The sequence below is a fragment of the Telluria sp. BA11 genome (assembly GCF_056680305.1).
Genome location: NZ_CM155275.1, coordinates 5,184,787 through 5,198,714 on the forward strand (window position 1 = coordinate 5,184,787; position 13,928 = coordinate 5,198,714).

Annotated in this window: 11 protein-coding genes and 1 pseudogene; 10 read left to right on the forward strand and 2 right to left on the reverse strand. The window is 62.9% G+C overall.

Annotated features, from left to right (window positions below; translation table 11 throughout):
* Positions 1-167: 167 nt before the first annotated feature.
* The 3 genes and pseudogenes from AC1MGT_RS22895 to AC1MGT_RS22905 form a co-directional block, all read left to right on the forward strand.
* Positions 168-665, forward strand: a pseudogene (locus AC1MGT_RS22895) (MFS transporter); the annotation flags it as partial.
* A gap of 26 nt (positions 666-691) precedes the next feature.
* Positions 692-2,077, forward strand: a complete 1,386-nt coding sequence (locus AC1MGT_RS22900; protein WP_499502266.1) for a NarK family nitrate/nitrite MFS transporter — start codon at positions 692-694, stop codon at positions 2,075-2,077.
* A 186-nt stretch (positions 2,078-2,263) separates the two neighbouring features.
* On the forward strand, positions 2,264-2,986 hold the full coding sequence (locus tag AC1MGT_RS22905) for a carbonic anhydrase (protein ID WP_499502267.1): 723 nt from the start codon (positions 2,264-2,266) through the stop codon (positions 2,984-2,986).
* A gap of 61 nt (positions 2,987-3,047) precedes the next feature.
* Here AC1MGT_RS22905 and AC1MGT_RS22910 read toward each other — a convergent pair whose 3' ends face one another.
* Together AC1MGT_RS22910 and AC1MGT_RS22915 are read right to left on the reverse strand one after the other, a co-directional pair.
* Positions 3,048-3,434, reverse strand: a complete 387-nt coding sequence (locus AC1MGT_RS22910) for a hypothetical protein (protein ID WP_499502268.1) — start codon at positions 3,432-3,434, stop codon at positions 3,048-3,050.
* A gap of 140 nt (positions 3,435-3,574) precedes the next feature.
* The gene (locus tag AC1MGT_RS22915) at positions 3,575-3,733 is read right to left on the reverse strand and encodes a hypothetical protein (protein ID WP_499502269.1); all 159 of its coding nucleotides are present in this window, start codon (positions 3,731-3,733) and stop codon (positions 3,575-3,577) included.
* Between AC1MGT_RS22915 and AC1MGT_RS22920 the strand changes: the two genes are divergently transcribed.
* The 7 genes from AC1MGT_RS22920 to AC1MGT_RS22950 all read left to right on the forward strand — a co-directional run bounded on the left by AC1MGT_RS22920 (position 3,732) and on the right by AC1MGT_RS22950 (position 13,918).
* Complete coding sequence (locus AC1MGT_RS22920) at positions 3,732-7,427, forward strand: nitrate reductase subunit alpha (RefSeq protein WP_499502271.1); 3,696 nt, start codon at positions 3,732-3,734, stop codon at positions 7,425-7,427. The two genes, AC1MGT_RS22915 and AC1MGT_RS22920, sit on opposite strands and share 2 nt — an antisense overlap.
* A gap of 25 nt (positions 7,428-7,452) precedes the next feature.
* On the forward strand, positions 7,453-9,012 hold the full coding sequence (narH, locus tag AC1MGT_RS22925; RefSeq protein ID WP_499502273.1) for a nitrate reductase subunit beta: 1,560 nt from the start codon (positions 7,453-7,455) through the stop codon (positions 9,010-9,012).
* Positions 9,009-9,659 (forward strand): nitrate reductase molybdenum cofactor assembly chaperone, encoded by a 651-nt coding sequence (gene narJ / locus AC1MGT_RS22930; RefSeq protein ID WP_499502274.1) that lies wholly within the window; start codon positions 9,009-9,011, stop codon positions 9,657-9,659. Before narH ends, narJ begins: the two co-directional genes overlap by 4 nt.
* A gap of 10 nt (positions 9,660-9,669) precedes the next feature.
* Positions 9,670-10,353, forward strand: a complete 684-nt coding sequence (gene narI / locus AC1MGT_RS22935) for a respiratory nitrate reductase subunit gamma (protein WP_332532071.1) — start codon at positions 9,670-9,672, stop codon at positions 10,351-10,353.
* Positions 10,354-10,384: 31 nt separating this feature from the next.
* Positions 10,385-11,131, forward strand: a complete 747-nt coding sequence (locus AC1MGT_RS22940; RefSeq protein ID WP_499502276.1) for a peptidylprolyl isomerase — start codon at positions 10,385-10,387, stop codon at positions 11,129-11,131.
* A 143-nt stretch (positions 11,132-11,274) separates the two neighbouring features.
* Complete coding sequence (locus AC1MGT_RS22945) at positions 11,275-13,215, forward strand: type IV pili methyl-accepting chemotaxis transducer N-terminal domain-containing protein (protein WP_499502278.1); 1,941 nt, start codon at positions 11,275-11,277, stop codon at positions 13,213-13,215.
* Positions 13,216-13,237: 22 nt separating this feature from the next.
* Positions 13,238-13,918, forward strand: a complete 681-nt coding sequence (locus AC1MGT_RS22950) for a response regulator (protein ID WP_499502280.1) — start codon at positions 13,238-13,240, stop codon at positions 13,916-13,918.
* Positions 13,919-13,928 lie beyond the last annotated feature (10 nt).

The window sequence follows — 13,928 nt, forward strand, 5'->3', positions numbered from 1 at the left end:
AAACTTACTATACAGGTATCGTAACTTTACCCATGCCGGCCTCTGGCCACCGGCTGACAGCGTCACACCCCAAGGGGAATGGCCGCATTTGAAATCAACGGCTTACGCGGTTCGACGGTAGCCAGAAGGGCTTAGCGCCCGATTTTTTCCGTTTTCCCTATTCGCCCCTGCCAGGCGGCGTGCTGCGTGCGCTAGGCGGCTGGATTTCGGACCGTTACGGCGCTTACAAGGTCACCTGGTGGGTGATGTGGGTGTGCTGGGTCTGTTTCTTCCTGCTGTCGTATCCGCCGACCAGCATGGCCATCAAGACCGTCAACGGCGAAATGAACCTGAGCCTGGCACTGACACCGTGGATGTTTACCGGCCTGCTGTTCATCGTCGGTACGGCGATGGCTATCGGCAAGGCGTCAGTCTTCAAATTCATCGGCGACGAATACAGCGACAACATCGGCGCCGTCTCCGGCGTAGTGGGTCTGGCCGGCGGACTGGGCGGCTTTGTCTTGCCGATCCTGTTCGGTGTGCTGCTGGACCTCACCGGTGTCCGGTCGAGCGCCTTCATGCTGCTCTACGGAACCGTCTGTGTATCGCTGATCTGGATGCACTTCTCATTCAAGCCAGATGCCGCTGTGGCGCCTGGCGCCGCAGCACTGCGCGCGGCTGCCTGACTTTCAATCGCAATCTGGAGATATTCATGAGCAAATATGTGATCAACGCCTGGGAGCCGGAAAATCCAGCGTTCTGGCACGACGGTGGCAGTGCAACTGCCAACCGCAACCTGTGGCTGTCCATTCCGGCGCTGGCACTGGCCTTCGCCATCTGGATGGTGTGGAGCGTGGTGGTCGTCAACCTGCCCGCTATTGGATTTCAATACAGTACCAATCAGCTGTTCTGGCTGACTGCATTGCCCGGCCTGTCGGGTGCGACGCTGCGCATTTTCTATTCGTTCATGGTGCCCATTTTTGGTGGCCGCAAGTGGACCACGATCTCGACAGCCTCGCTGTTGATCCCGGCCATCGGCATCGGTTTTGCCGTGCAGGATGTCACCACCGGCTACCCGACCATGCTCCTGCTGGCCTTGCTGTGCGGCTTTGGCGGCGGCAATTTTGCCTCGTCGATGGCGAACATCAGCTTTTTCTACCCGAAGGCAAAAAAAGGCTATGCACTCGGCATGAATGCCGGCCTGGGGAATCTGGGCGTATCGGTCGTGCAGTTCGTCGTGCCGATGGTCATTACCGTCGGCCTGTTCGGCGCTGTTGGCGGAGCGCCCCAGCAGGCGATCAAGGCCGGAACGACGAGCACGCTGTGGCTGCAGAACGCCGGCTTCATCTGGGTGCCATTCATCATCGCCAGTACCGTGCTGGCATGGTTCGGCATGAACGACCTGGCCTCGGCCAAGGCCTCGTTTGCCGAGCAGGCCGTCATCTTCAAGCGCAAGCACAACTGGCTCATGTGCTGGCTTTACACCGGGACGTTCGGCTCGTTCATCGGCTATTCGGCTGGTTTTCCGCTGCTGATCAAAACCCAGTTCCCGGATGTCAATCCACTGCAATATGCCTTCCTGGGGCCGCTTGTCGGTGCGCTTGCGCGGGTACTGGGCGGCATCGTCGCTGACAAACTGGGCGGCGCGCGCGTGACCGTATGGACGTTTGCCTGCATGATCGCGGCTGCCTACGGCGTGATCTGGTTCCTGCCAAACGCCGGCACGAACGGCGACTTCACCGGTTTCTTCTGGATGTTCATGCTGCTGTTCGCCGGCACCGGCGTGGGTAACGCATCGACGTTCCGCATGATCCCTGTAATCTTCCTGACCGAACACCAGCGTGCGGCCAAGGGCAAGAGCATCGCGCTCCAGCACCAGGCGGTTGTCGATGCGAACAAGGAGGGCGCTGCAGTGCTCGGCTTCACGTCGGCGGTGGCGGCTTATGGCGCGTTCTTCATTCCCAAGAGCTACGGCACCTCGATCGCTTTGACCGGCAGCGCCGATGCAGCCCTGTGGTGCTTCATCGGCTTCTATGTCAGCTGCATCGTCATTACCTGGTGGTGTTACGCGCGCAAGGACGCGGACATGCCATGTTGATGGCGCTATGGCAGGTTTCTTTGCTACCTCTGCAGCCACTGCCATTCGATGCGGAACTCGTGCGCAAGCCAAGGCAATCAGGGCCACGTTAAACGTCGTATCCGACCGCGACGACCCGGACTTTGCCAAGCGTGCATGACGACGCTATGCCGGCTGATGCAATTCACGCCACCAAGGAGAACGTCGGTGCACGATATTGAAAAGTTTGTACACGGTTTCACATGCTTCCAGCAGCAATACTTCAGTGAACCGCAGAACGTGCCTGACAGTTTGCGGGCCGGGCAGCGTCCAGCCACGCTGGTCATCGGGTGCTGCGATGCACGCGTCGATCCCATGCTGCTGACCGGCAGCCTGCCGGGTGAGCTGTTCGTGGTGCGCAATATCGCCAACCTGGTGCCGCCATGTACGCCGCAGGCGCCGCCCGGCGTCAGTTCGGCGATCGAATTTGCCATTTGCAACCTCGAGGTCGAGCGTGTCATCGTACTTGGTCATTCGCATTGCGGCGGAATCCGCGCCCTGATGGGCCCGCGCACGCCAGTGGCCGAGACGGATTTCGTCGGTCAGTGGATGCACATTGCAGAGCCGGTAGCGCGCCAGGTGATGCGCGACCTGGCGCACCGCAGCAGCGCCGAGCAGCACAAGGCTTGCGAGCTCGCCAGCATTCTGCAGTCGCTCGACAATCTGCTGACCTACCCGTGGTTGAAGCGCCGCGTCGAACAGGGACTGGTCAAGCTGCACGGGTGGTATTTCGATATCGAGGCAGGTGCGTTGATGGCCTATTCTGCGCGGCAGCAGCGATTCTTGCCGCTTGTGTGTCCGCTGGTGCCACGCCGCGATGCGCAGCTCGGCCAGGTGGACAAGAGCGATCTGCCGTGGACCGACAGCGAGGAGGCTGCGCGCGCCGCTTGAGCCTCCGGCGTAACGCCGCGTTGCCAGCGCCGCCGCGGTCGGTTGCAGGGCGCGGCGGGCATCAGGCGTAGCGCAGTACGGCGCCACCGCGGCCAAACACGGCAAACCGGTCCATCTGACCGGCCCGAATATAACTCACCATCTTCTCCAGTGCTGCGTCGGTGCGCCGGCTGTCTGGCAGTAGGCCACCAGCGCCATCGAGCGTGCTCACCAGCACGACATCCCAATGCACGCCCAACTTGCTGGCCTCCGCTTCGAGGTTGGCGAATGTATCGAGCTCCCCGACCTGCTTGGCCACGCACATGACCGGAACCAGAGTCTGGCGCGGTGCGGCCGCCGTGGGGCCCGGTTCGGCCTCTGACGTGGCAAAGGCCAGCAGCAACCGTTGTGGCTCGTCCTGCATGGCTGCTGCAACCAGCAACCCTTCGAAACTGTCGATATTCATCATTGATTCCTGTTGATCTGCGGCGCGCGGCAAAGTGACGGCACCCTGACCCTTATAGCCTGCCCGCCCAAGCCTGCCAATCGGTTGCAGTAACTAGTGCGGATAGTCCTTATGGCGCGGTGGGGTGGCCTAGTCACAAAGGCCTACGCCGGACTAGCCATCTCGCGCTTGGCGGCCCGCTTCTTGCCGATACCCGGAACAGGGTGCGCTCCGTAGACTGCTGTCATCGGCGGTCCATGCAGCGTGCGTGGGACCGAATTCATTTCCTGGCCCGGCACGCGGCGCCAGCGAGGAGGCAGCATGAGTCATTTTCTGGATCGACTGAAGTTTTTCAGCAAGACCACATCGACGTTCTCGGACGGCCACGGCGCCGTCGTCGACGAAGACCGCACCTGGGAGAACACCTACCGCCAGCGCTGGCAGCATGACAAGATCGTGCGCTCGACACACGGCGTCAACTGCACCGGCTCGTGCAGCTGGAAGGTGTATGTCAAGAACGGCCTGATCACCTGGGAAACCCAGCAGACCGACTATCCCCGCACCCGGCCCGACCTGCCCAACCACGAACCGCGCGGCTGTCCGCGCGGCGCCAGCTATTCGTGGTACGTGTATTCGGCGCAGCGCGTCAAGTATCCGATGGTGCGCGGCCGCCTGATGGAGATGTGGCGTGAAGCGCGCCTGACAATGGACCCGGTCACGGCCTGGGACTACATCAGCCAGGATCCGGAACGTGCGGCGCGGTACAAGTCGGTGCGCGGCCTGGGCGGTTTCGTGCGCGCCACCTGGGACGAGAGCAACGAGATCATCGCCGCCGCCAATGCGCTGACCATCAAGAAATACGGCCCCGACCGCATCGTCGGCTTTTCGCCGATTCCCGCGATGTCGATGGTCAGCTACGCAGCCGGCACGCGCTACCTGTCGCTGATCGGCGGCGTGGCATTGAGTTTCTATGACTGGTACTGCGATTTGCCGCCAGCCAGCCCGCAGGTCTGGGGCGAGCAGACCGACGTGCCCGAATCGGCGGACTGGTACAACTCGACCTATCTGATGGTATGGGGATCGAACGTGCCGATGACGCGCACGCCCGATGCGCACTTCTATACCGAGGTGCGCTACAAGGGCACCAAGACCGTGGCCGTATCGTCCGACTTCGGCGAGATGGCCAAGTTCGGCGACATCTGGCTGGCGCCGAAGCAGGGCACCGACGCGGCGCTGGCCATGGCCATGGGCCACGTCATCCTCAAGGAATTCCACGCCGAGAGCCAGTCGCAGTATTTCAAGGACTACGCCAAGCAGTTCACCGACTTCCCGATGCTGGTGTTGCTCACCGAGCAGAATGGCTACCTGGCGCCCGAGTATTTTCTGCGCGCCTCGCACCTGGCACACAACCTCGACGAGACCAACAACCCCGACTGGAAAACGCTCGTCATCGACGACGCCAGCGGCGACATTGTTGCACCGGCCGGCTCAATTGGTTTCCGCTGGGGCGAGTCGGGCAAGTGGAATCTGGAGATGAAACAGGGCGGCAACAGCCAGCCGATCGATCCACGCCTGTCGCTCATCGACAGCAGCGATGCGGTGGTCTCGGTCGGCTTCCCGTACTTTGGCGGCCGCGATGCGAATGACATGTTGCCACGCAATGTACCGGTCAAGCGGATCACGCTGGCCGACGGCAGCAGCGTGCTCGTGGCCACCGTGTTCGACCTGACGCTGGCCAACTACGGCATCGACCGCGGCCTGGGCGGCGGCAACGTCGCCACGAGCTTTGACGACGATGTCCCGTACACGCCGGCATGGCAGGTCAAGCATACCGGCGTGAAGGCGGCCGACGTGATCACCGTAGCGCGCCAGTTCGCGCAGAATGCCGACCAGACCCGCGGCAAGAGCATGGTCATCGTCGGCGCGGCGCTGAATCACTGGTACCACATGGACATGACGTACCGGGGCATCATCAATATGCTGATGATGTGCGGCTGCGTCGGCCAGTCGGGCGGTGGCTGGGCCCACTACGTCGGCCAGGAAAAGCTGCGCCCGCAAACGGGCTGGACCCCACTGGCCTTCGCGCTCGACTGGAACCGGCCGATGCGCCAGATGAACGGCACCTCGTTCTTCTATGCGCACACCAGCCAATGGCGCCACGAAAAGCTGCACACCGAAGAAATCTCGTCGCCACTGGCGGGGGATGACGTGGCGCCGATGAGTCTGCTCGATTACAACGCCAAGGCCGAGCGCATGGGCTGGCTGCCGTCCGCACCGCAGCTGCAAACGAACCCGCTGGATGTGGCGCGTGCCGCCCTTGCTGCGGGCAAGACACCGGCCGACTACGCGCTGGCCCAGATCAAGGCCGGCAAGCTCGAATTCTCGTGTGACGACCCCGACAATCCTGCGAACTTCCCGCGCAATATGTTCGTCTGGCGCTCGAACATCCTGGGCAGCTCCGGCAAGGGCCACGAATACTTCCTGAAGTACCTGCTCGGCACGCAGAACGCGTTGATGAGCAACGAAGACGATTGCATCAAGCCGCGCGACGTCAAGGTGCGGCCCGCCGCTGAAGGCAAGCTCGATTTGCTGGTGGTCCTGGACTTTCGCATGTCCACGACCTGCCTGTATGGTGACATCGTGCTGCCAACGGCCACCTGGTACGAAAAGGACGACCTGAACACGTCCGACATGCACCCGTTCATTCACCCGCTGTCCGAGGCCGTGCAGCCCTTGTGGCAGTCACGCTCGGACTGGGACATCTATAAGGGCATTGCCGAGAAATTCAGCGAGATCGGTGGCGCGCTGCTGGGTACCCAGCACGATCTGGTGCTCACGCCGCTGATGCACGATACCCCGGGCGAGCTGGGCCAGCCGTTCGATCCGAAGGACTGGCGCGCCGGCGAGTGCGAGCCGATTCCGGGCAAGACCATGCCGAACATGACGGTCGTGGAGCGCGACTATACGCAGATCTACAAGAAGTTCACGTCGGTCGGGCCGCTTCTCGAATCGGCCGGCAACGGCGGCAAGGGCATCGCCTGGAAGACCGGCCACGAGGTCGAGGTGCTGCGCGGCGTGAACCGCGTGGTGACGGAAGAAGGCGTCTCGAAGGGCCAGCCGCGCCTGGACACGGCGATCGATGCCTGCGAAATGATCCTGTCGCTGGCACCGGAAACCAACGGCCACGTGGCAGTCAAGGCCTGGGCCGCGCTGTCGGCGATGACGGGCCGCGACCATACCCATCTTGCGCTGCCGCGTGAGCACGACACGATCCGCTTCCGCGATGTGCAGGCCCAGCCACGCAAGATCATTTCATCGCCAACCTGGTCGGGCCTGGAGTCGGAAGAAGTCAGCTACAACGCCTGCTATACGAATGTGCATGAGATGATCCCGTGGCGCACGCTGACCGGCCGCCAGCAGTTCTATCAGGATCACCGCTGGATGCGCGACTTCGGCGAAGGCTTGTGTGTCTACAAGCCGGCGATCGACACCAAGACCACGGCGGCCATGCTGGGCGCCAGCCCGAACGGCAACCGCGAGATCGCGCTGAACTTCATCACGCCGCACCAGAAGTGGGGGATTCACTCGACCTACTCGGACAATCTGCGCATGTTGACGCTCTCGCGCGGCGGGCCCCACGTGTGGCTGTCCGAAACCGACGCCAAGGCGGCCGGGATTGTCGACAACGACTGGCTCGAGGTGTTCAACGTGAATGGCACGCTGACGGCGCGCGCCGTCGTCAGCCAGCGCGTCCCCGAAGGCATGACGATGATGTACCACGCCCAGGAAAAGATCATCAATGTGCCGGGCGCGGAAATCTCGGGCAAACGGGGCGGCATCCACAACTCGGTCACGCGTACCGTGACCAAGCCGACCCACATGATCGGCGGCTATGCGCAGCTGTCATGGGGCTTCAACTATTACGGCACGGTCGGCTCGAACCGGGATGAATTCGTCCTGGTCCGCAAGATGAACAAGGTCGACTGGCTGGAAGGCCCGTTGGAGCAACCGGCATGAGCGCGTCACCTTCAAGGAGCACAGAATGAAAATCAGAGCGCAAATCGGCATGGTCCTGAACCTGGACAAATGCATCGGCTGCCACACCTGCTCGGTCACCTGCAAGAACGTCTGGACCAGCCGCGATGGCGTCGAATACGCCTGGTTCAACAACGTCGAAACCAAGCCCGGCATCGGTTACCCGAAGCAGTGGGAAAACCAGGACAAATGGCAGGGCGGCTGGCGTCGCACCGCCGCCGGCAAGCTCGAGCCACGCCAGGGCAGCCGCCTGAAAATCCTGGCCAACATCTTCGCCAATCCGAACCTGCCGCAGATCGACGAGTACTACGAGCCGTTCACCTACGACTACGAGCGCCTGCAGAACGCGCCGTTGTCCGAGACGCCGCCGACCGCGCGGCCCATCTCGGTATTGACCGGCAAGACGATGGAAAAGATCGAGTGGGGCCCGAACTGGGAAGACGATCTGGGCGGCGAATTTGCCAAGCGCAGCCAGGATCAGCTGTTCAACAATATGCAGAAGGAGATGTACGGCACGTTCGAGAACACCTTCATGATGTACCTGCCACGCCTGTGCGAGCATTGCCTGAACCCGACCTGCGTGGCGTCGTGCCCGTCCGGTTCGGTTTATAAACGCGAGGACGATGGCATCGTGCTGATCGACCAGGACAAGTGCCGCGGCTGGCGCATGTGCATCTCGGGCTGCCCGTACAAGAAGATCTATTACAACTGGTCGTCGGGCAAGGCCGAGAAATGCACGTTCTGCTATCCACGCATCGAGGCTGGCCAGCCGACCGTGTGCTCGGAAACCTGCGTCGGGCGCATCCGCTATCTGGGCGTGCTGCTGTACGACGCGGACAAGATCGAAGAAGCCGCGTCAAGGGCCGATCCCCGCGACCTGTATCCGTCGCAGCTTGGCCTGTTCCTCGATCCGCACGACCCGGCGATCATCGCCGAGGCGCGCCTGCAGGGCATTCCGGACAGCTGGCTCGACGCCGCCAAGCGCTCGCCCGTCTACAAGATGGCGGTGCAATGGAAGGTGGCATTCCCGCTGCATCCGGAATACCGCACGCTGCCGATGGTCTGGTATATCCCGCCACTCTCGCCCATCCAGGCGGCCGCCGAATCGGGCCGCATGGGCCGCAACGGCATCCTGCCCGACACGCAGAGCCTGCGCATTCCCGTGCAGTACCTGGCCAACCTGCTCACGGCCGGCGACGGGCCGCCAATCGTGCGGGCACTTGACCGCATGCTGGCGATGCGTGCCTACATGCGCAGCAAGACCGTCGAGAAGGTCGTCAACCTGGACGTGCTTGAACAAGTGGGGCTGGACCAGGCCACGGTCGAGGACATGTACCACATCATGGCGATTGCCAATTACGAAGACCGATTCGTGATCCCGAGCAGCCACAAGGAGATGGCGGAAGACAGCTTCAACGAGAAGGGCAGTTGCGGCTTCAGCTTCGGTAACGGCTGCGCCGATGGCGTCAGCGAGCCGAGCCTGTTCGGCAAAAAGAAGCAGGGCTCGACCATCTTCATGGCGATGCCCCGTTCGCGCAAGAAGGCTGTAACCCAGGAACCATCATGAAAACCTACCAAGTCCTGTCTGCACTGCTGCAATACCCCGAGCGCGCGCTGTGCGAGGCGCTGCCCGAACTGAGCGCGGCACTGGTGCCGCACGAGGGCGCCCTGAGCCGGCTCGCCCCGCTGTTTGCGCACCTGGCGGCAACGCCGCTGATCGACCTGCAGCAGCAGTATGTGATGACGTTCGACCGCAATCCGTCGCACTCGCTGCACCTGTTCGAGCACATTCACGGCGAATCGCGCGACCGCGGCCAGGCGATGGTCGACCTGCTGGCCGAGTACAGCCGCCATGGCCTGCAGATGGTCGGCAACGACCTGCCGGATTTCGTGCCGCTGTTCCTCGAATTCATCGGCCAGCAGACCGATGACGAGGCGGCCCGCCTGCTGGGCGATGCGATCCATGTGCTGGCCCACATCGGGGGCAAGCTCGCCGCGAATGCAAGCCCGTATGCGTGCGTGTTCGCGCTGCTCGAGACGATGAGCCCGGTTGCCGCGGAAGTGCTCACCGAGCCGCCCGTGCGCGACATGGACGAAGCGCTGGAAACCTTTGGCCCCGGCGCAGACGGGGTCGAGCCCCTGCTCAAGACGATGACCGGCGGGGCCCAACCGATCAACTTCTATCCGAAGGCCGCTGCCACGCAGCGCCCTTGAAGGAACCGCCATGAACTACCTGAATCAATTCCTGTTTGGGATTTATCCGTATATCGCGCTCGTCGTCTTCCTGCTCGGCAGCCTGATCCGCTTCGACCGCGAGCAGTACACCTGGAAATCCGAGTCGAGCCAGACCCTGCACACGGGCTGGCTGCGGCTGGCCAGCCCGCTGTTCCACGTGGGCATACTCGGCCTGTTCTTCGGTCACGTCGTCGGTTTGCTCACGCCTGTCGTGGTCTGGGACACGCTCGGCATCGACCACGGCACCAAGCAGCTGGTGGCCATGGTCGCCGGCGGCGTCATGGGGTTGCTGACGCTGGTTGGCCTGCTGCTGTTGCTGGCCCGCCGGTTCTCGAACGACCGCCTGCTGCGGGTGACCACCTTCCGCGACAAGATCGTGCTGTTCTGGATACTGGCCACGCTGTTACTGGGGCTCTCGTCGATTTTCGCGTCGGCCTCGCATATGGATGGCCACATGATGGTCATGCTGATGACCTGGGCGCAACACGTGCTGACCTTGCGCGGCGACGCGGCCTCGTTCGTCATCGACGCGCCGCTCGTCTTCAAGCTCCACCTGTTCATGGGTATGTCGCTGTTCGTGATTTTCCCGTTCACCCGCCTGGTGCACGTCTGGAGCGGCTTTGGCGCCCTGGGCTACCTGGGCCGCGCCTGGCAACTGGTGCGCGCACGCTGATTCCGCACGCTGATTCGTCAAGGAGAACATCATGGGTATTGCTGTCAACGGCGTCGAACTGAGCGACGCCACCATCGCGCGCGAACTGGCGCACCATCAGGGCGCAGCCAACCCGCTCAAACAGGCGGTGCACGAACTGGTGCTGCGCGAAGTCCTGCTGCAGGAAGCGGCGCGCCTCGGATTGGACCAGTTAGAAGAGGACGACCGCATCGAGGCGCTGTTCGTGCGCGAAGTGCGGGTGCCGGAACCCGATGCACAGGCCTGCCTGCGCTATTACCAGAGCCAGGCCGCGCGCTTTTCCAGCGGCGCCATGGTCGAGGCGCGCCATATCCTGTTCCAGGTAACGGCGTCGGCGCCGCTGGACCTGGTGCGCCAGACTGCCGAACTGATCCTCGACGAGTTACGGTTACGCCCCGAGCGCTTTGCAGCGCTGGCCGGTGAATACTCGAACTGCCCGTCCGGCGCCGTTGGCGGCAGCCTGGGCCAGCTGGGACGGGGCCAGTGCGTTCCGGAATTCGAGGAGTTACTGTTTCGGCTCCAGCCGGGTGAGCTGTCAGGCCGCCTGCTGGAAACGCGCTTCGGATTGCACATCGTGCAGGCTGAACGCCGCGTGGAGGGGAAGCAGGTACCGTTCGACGCGGTGCACGAACAGCTTGCCGACGAACTGCGGCGGCAATCGTGGCAACGCGCACTGCACCAGTACCTGCATATCCTCGTGGGCCGTGCGGGCATCGAGGGCGTGGAACTGGAAGGGGCGGACAGCCCGCTGGTGCAGTAGCCACCGGGAGTGACTGAAGTTTCCATGCGTTCAGATACTGGGTATATACTCGGTGAGACATCCACTTGTTCTTCTACCGACGGAGCCGCCATGCGTCATGCTGTTCCAGGTCTTGCACCTTCAGGCCCGCGCGCAGTTGCGCCGTGCTGACCCCGCTCGTCATCTCGACGTGGCAGAAGCTGTCCACGCGCATTGTCGTCATGCTCGTGAGTTTTTTGTGCCTGGGCTTGACGGTCATCGGCTCGACCTTGCTGCTGACCTGGCAGCTCGAAGGCAGCGCCGGGGCCATCAACGTCACCGGCAGCCTGCGCATGAACAGCTACCGGCTCGGGATGCTGCTGGCGGCTGCGCCGGCGCCTGGCGACAGGCCGGTGCACCGGGCGAGGGTGCTTGCACAAGTCGGGCAGATGGACGAGACCCTTTCGCTGATTCGCAGGGGTGATCCGCAGCGGCCGTTGTTGCTGCCACCCGGGGCCGAGATCCAGGCCGGCTTTGGCCACGTCAACACGCAGTGGCACAACGCGCTGCGCCCGCAGATTCTGGCGCACCTGGACCGCTTGACCGCGTCGCAGACGGGGCAGGATGATCTGGAAGCTGGCATCGCCCAGTTCGTCAGTCGGGCCGACACGCTGGTGCGCCTGATCGAGCGCGACAGCGAGGCCCGGGCGTTCTGGCTGCGCGCGTCGCAATTGGCCTTGCTTGCACTGGCACTGATCGGCACGATTGCCGTGATTTATCTGCTGTTCAACATGATCATTGCTCCGGTCGAGCGCCTGCAAGGGGGCATCGAGCGCATGCGCAAGCAGGATTTCAGCGTGCGGCTGCCGGTCGACAGCAACGACGAATTCGGCCGACTGGCACAAGATTTCAATCTGATGGCCGATCGCCTGCATGGGCTGTATGGCAATCTGGAGCAGCTGGTCGAGACCAAGACCGTCGCTTTGGAAAGCCGGAATCTGGAGCTGTCGCTGCTGTTCGAGAGCGCGTCGTTCCTTCAGCATCCCCAATCGGCAGAAGCGCTGTGCGCCGGATTCCTCACCCGGATCCGCACGTTCTTCAACGCCGATGGCGGCTCGGTGCGCGTGCTCGATCCGACGCGCGGCATCCTGCACATGATGTGTCATCAGGGTATTTCAGACGAACTGATGGAAGCCGATCACTGCCTGAAAGTGGGCGATTGCCTGTGCGGCGACGCGGCCCTGAAGAAAATCTCGGTCGTGCACGATATGCGCCGCATGCCCGAATCGGTGCGCCTTGCATGTCATCGCCAGGGCTTTGCGACCGTGTCAGTGTTTCATATTTTTGCGCAGAGCCAGCATCTGGGCTTCTTCAACCTGCATTTTCGGGAAGCGACCACCTTCAATCCGCGCCAGCTGGCCCTGCTCGAAACGCTGGGGCAGCTGCTGGGCACGGCCATTGAAAACCAGCGCCTGGCCGAACGTGAGCGCGAGATGGCCATTTCCGAAGAGCGCAATCTGGTGGCACAGGGGCTGCACGACAGCATCGCGCAAAGCCTGAACTTTTTGAATTTGCAGGTGCAGATGCTGGAACAGTCGCTCGCGCAGAATCACTACGAGGACGTTGCCACGATCGTGCCGGCGCTGCGCGCAGGCGTCGAAGAGAGCTATCAGGACGTGCGCGAGCTGCTGCAGAACTATCGGACCCGGCTGCAAGAAGGGAATTTTGTGCAGTCGCTCGAAGTCACCGTGGCAAAGTTTCGCCGGCAGACGGGCATCGAGATCGCGTTGCAGGCCGATACCGACGGGGCGCCTTTCCCGCGCGAACAGCAGTTGCAGATGCTCTTCATCGTGCAGGAGGCGCTGTCGAATATCCGCAAGCATGCGGGCGCCCGGCACGTGCAGGTCCGCCTGCATGACCGGCACGACTTCTCGCTCAGCATCGATGACGACGGCGCCGGGTTCGATCCGGCGCTGGTCGGCGCCGAGGACGACGGCCATATCGGTATCCACATCATGGGCGAGCGCGCCCGCCGGATGCATGCGACGCTGGACATCACATCGGCGCCGGGCAACGGAACGCAGGTGCAGCTCAGTCTGGCAAGCGCGCAGCGGCGCGCTGCCTAGCCATCACGGAACAAGAAAAAACATGGAACAACCTACCGCCCCGGGCGCCGGAACAATCAGCGTGCTGCTGATCGACGATCACACGTTATTCCGTAGCGGCATACGCTCGCTGCTGCAGCGTCATCCGGAATTCACGGTGGTCGGCGAAGCCGCCGACGGTGTCGACGGCATCAAGCGCGCGCTGCAGCTGCAACCGCAGGTCATTCTGCTCGACCTGCACATGCCCGGCATGTCCGGACTCGAGACGCTCCACCTGCTGCTCCAGGATTGCCCGGACAGCGCCGTCGTGATGCTGACCGTGTCCGAAGATGCACTCGACCTGTCGGCCGCCTTGATTGCCGGCGCGGCCGGGTATCTGCTCAAGAATATCGATACCGATTTCCTGACCCGCGCGATCCGCCGCGCCGCCGCAGGTGAAACCGTCGTCGCCGAAGCCATGACAGCCAAGCTGGTCGCCCAGTTGCACGGTGGCGCGTTGCCCGTGGCCTCGGAGCTTGACAAACTGACCCCGCGCGAACGCGAGATCATCGGCTGCCTCGCCCGCGGAGAAAGCAACAAGGCGATTGCCCGCACGCTCGACCTGGCCGAAAGCACGGTCAAGATCCATGTCCAGAATGTTCTCAAGAAGCTAAAACTGACCAGCAGGGTGCAGGCGGCCGTCTTCGCCGTCGAACACGGCATCCTGAGCAGCAGTGCCCGATAGCGGGCGGAGC

What these genes read in the sequence shown, in the direction of transcription:
- AC1MGT_RS22900 (WP_499502266.1), top strand. Translation starts at nt 692, where the DNA reads ATGAGCAAATATGTGATCAACGCCTGGGAGCCGGAAAATCCAGCGTTC.
- AC1MGT_RS22910 (WP_499502268.1), bottom strand. Translation starts at nt 3,434, where the DNA reads ATGATGAATATCGACAGTTTCGAAGGGTTGCTGGTTGCAGCAGCCATG.
- AC1MGT_RS22920 (WP_499502271.1), top strand. Translation starts at nt 3,732, where the DNA reads ATGAGTCATTTTCTGGATCGACTGAAGTTTTTCAGCAAGACCACATCG.
- AC1MGT_RS22915 (WP_499502269.1), bottom strand. Translation starts at nt 3,733, where the DNA reads ATGCTGCCTCCTCGCTGGCGCCGCGTGCCGGGCCAGGAAATGAATTCG.
- narH (WP_499502273.1), top strand. Translation starts at nt 7,453, where the DNA reads ATGAAAATCAGAGCGCAAATCGGCATGGTCCTGAACCTGGACAAATGC.
- narJ (WP_499502274.1), top strand. Translation starts at nt 9,009, where the DNA reads ATGAAAACCTACCAAGTCCTGTCTGCACTGCTGCAATACCCCGAGCGC.
- narI (WP_332532071.1), top strand. Translation starts at nt 9,670, where the DNA reads ATGAACTACCTGAATCAATTCCTGTTTGGGATTTATCCGTATATCGCG.
- AC1MGT_RS22940 (WP_499502276.1), top strand. Translation starts at nt 10,385, where the DNA reads ATGGGTATTGCTGTCAACGGCGTCGAACTGAGCGACGCCACCATCGCG.
- AC1MGT_RS22950 (WP_499502280.1), top strand. Translation starts at nt 13,238, where the DNA reads ATGGAACAACCTACCGCCCCGGGCGCCGGAACAATCAGCGTGCTGCTG.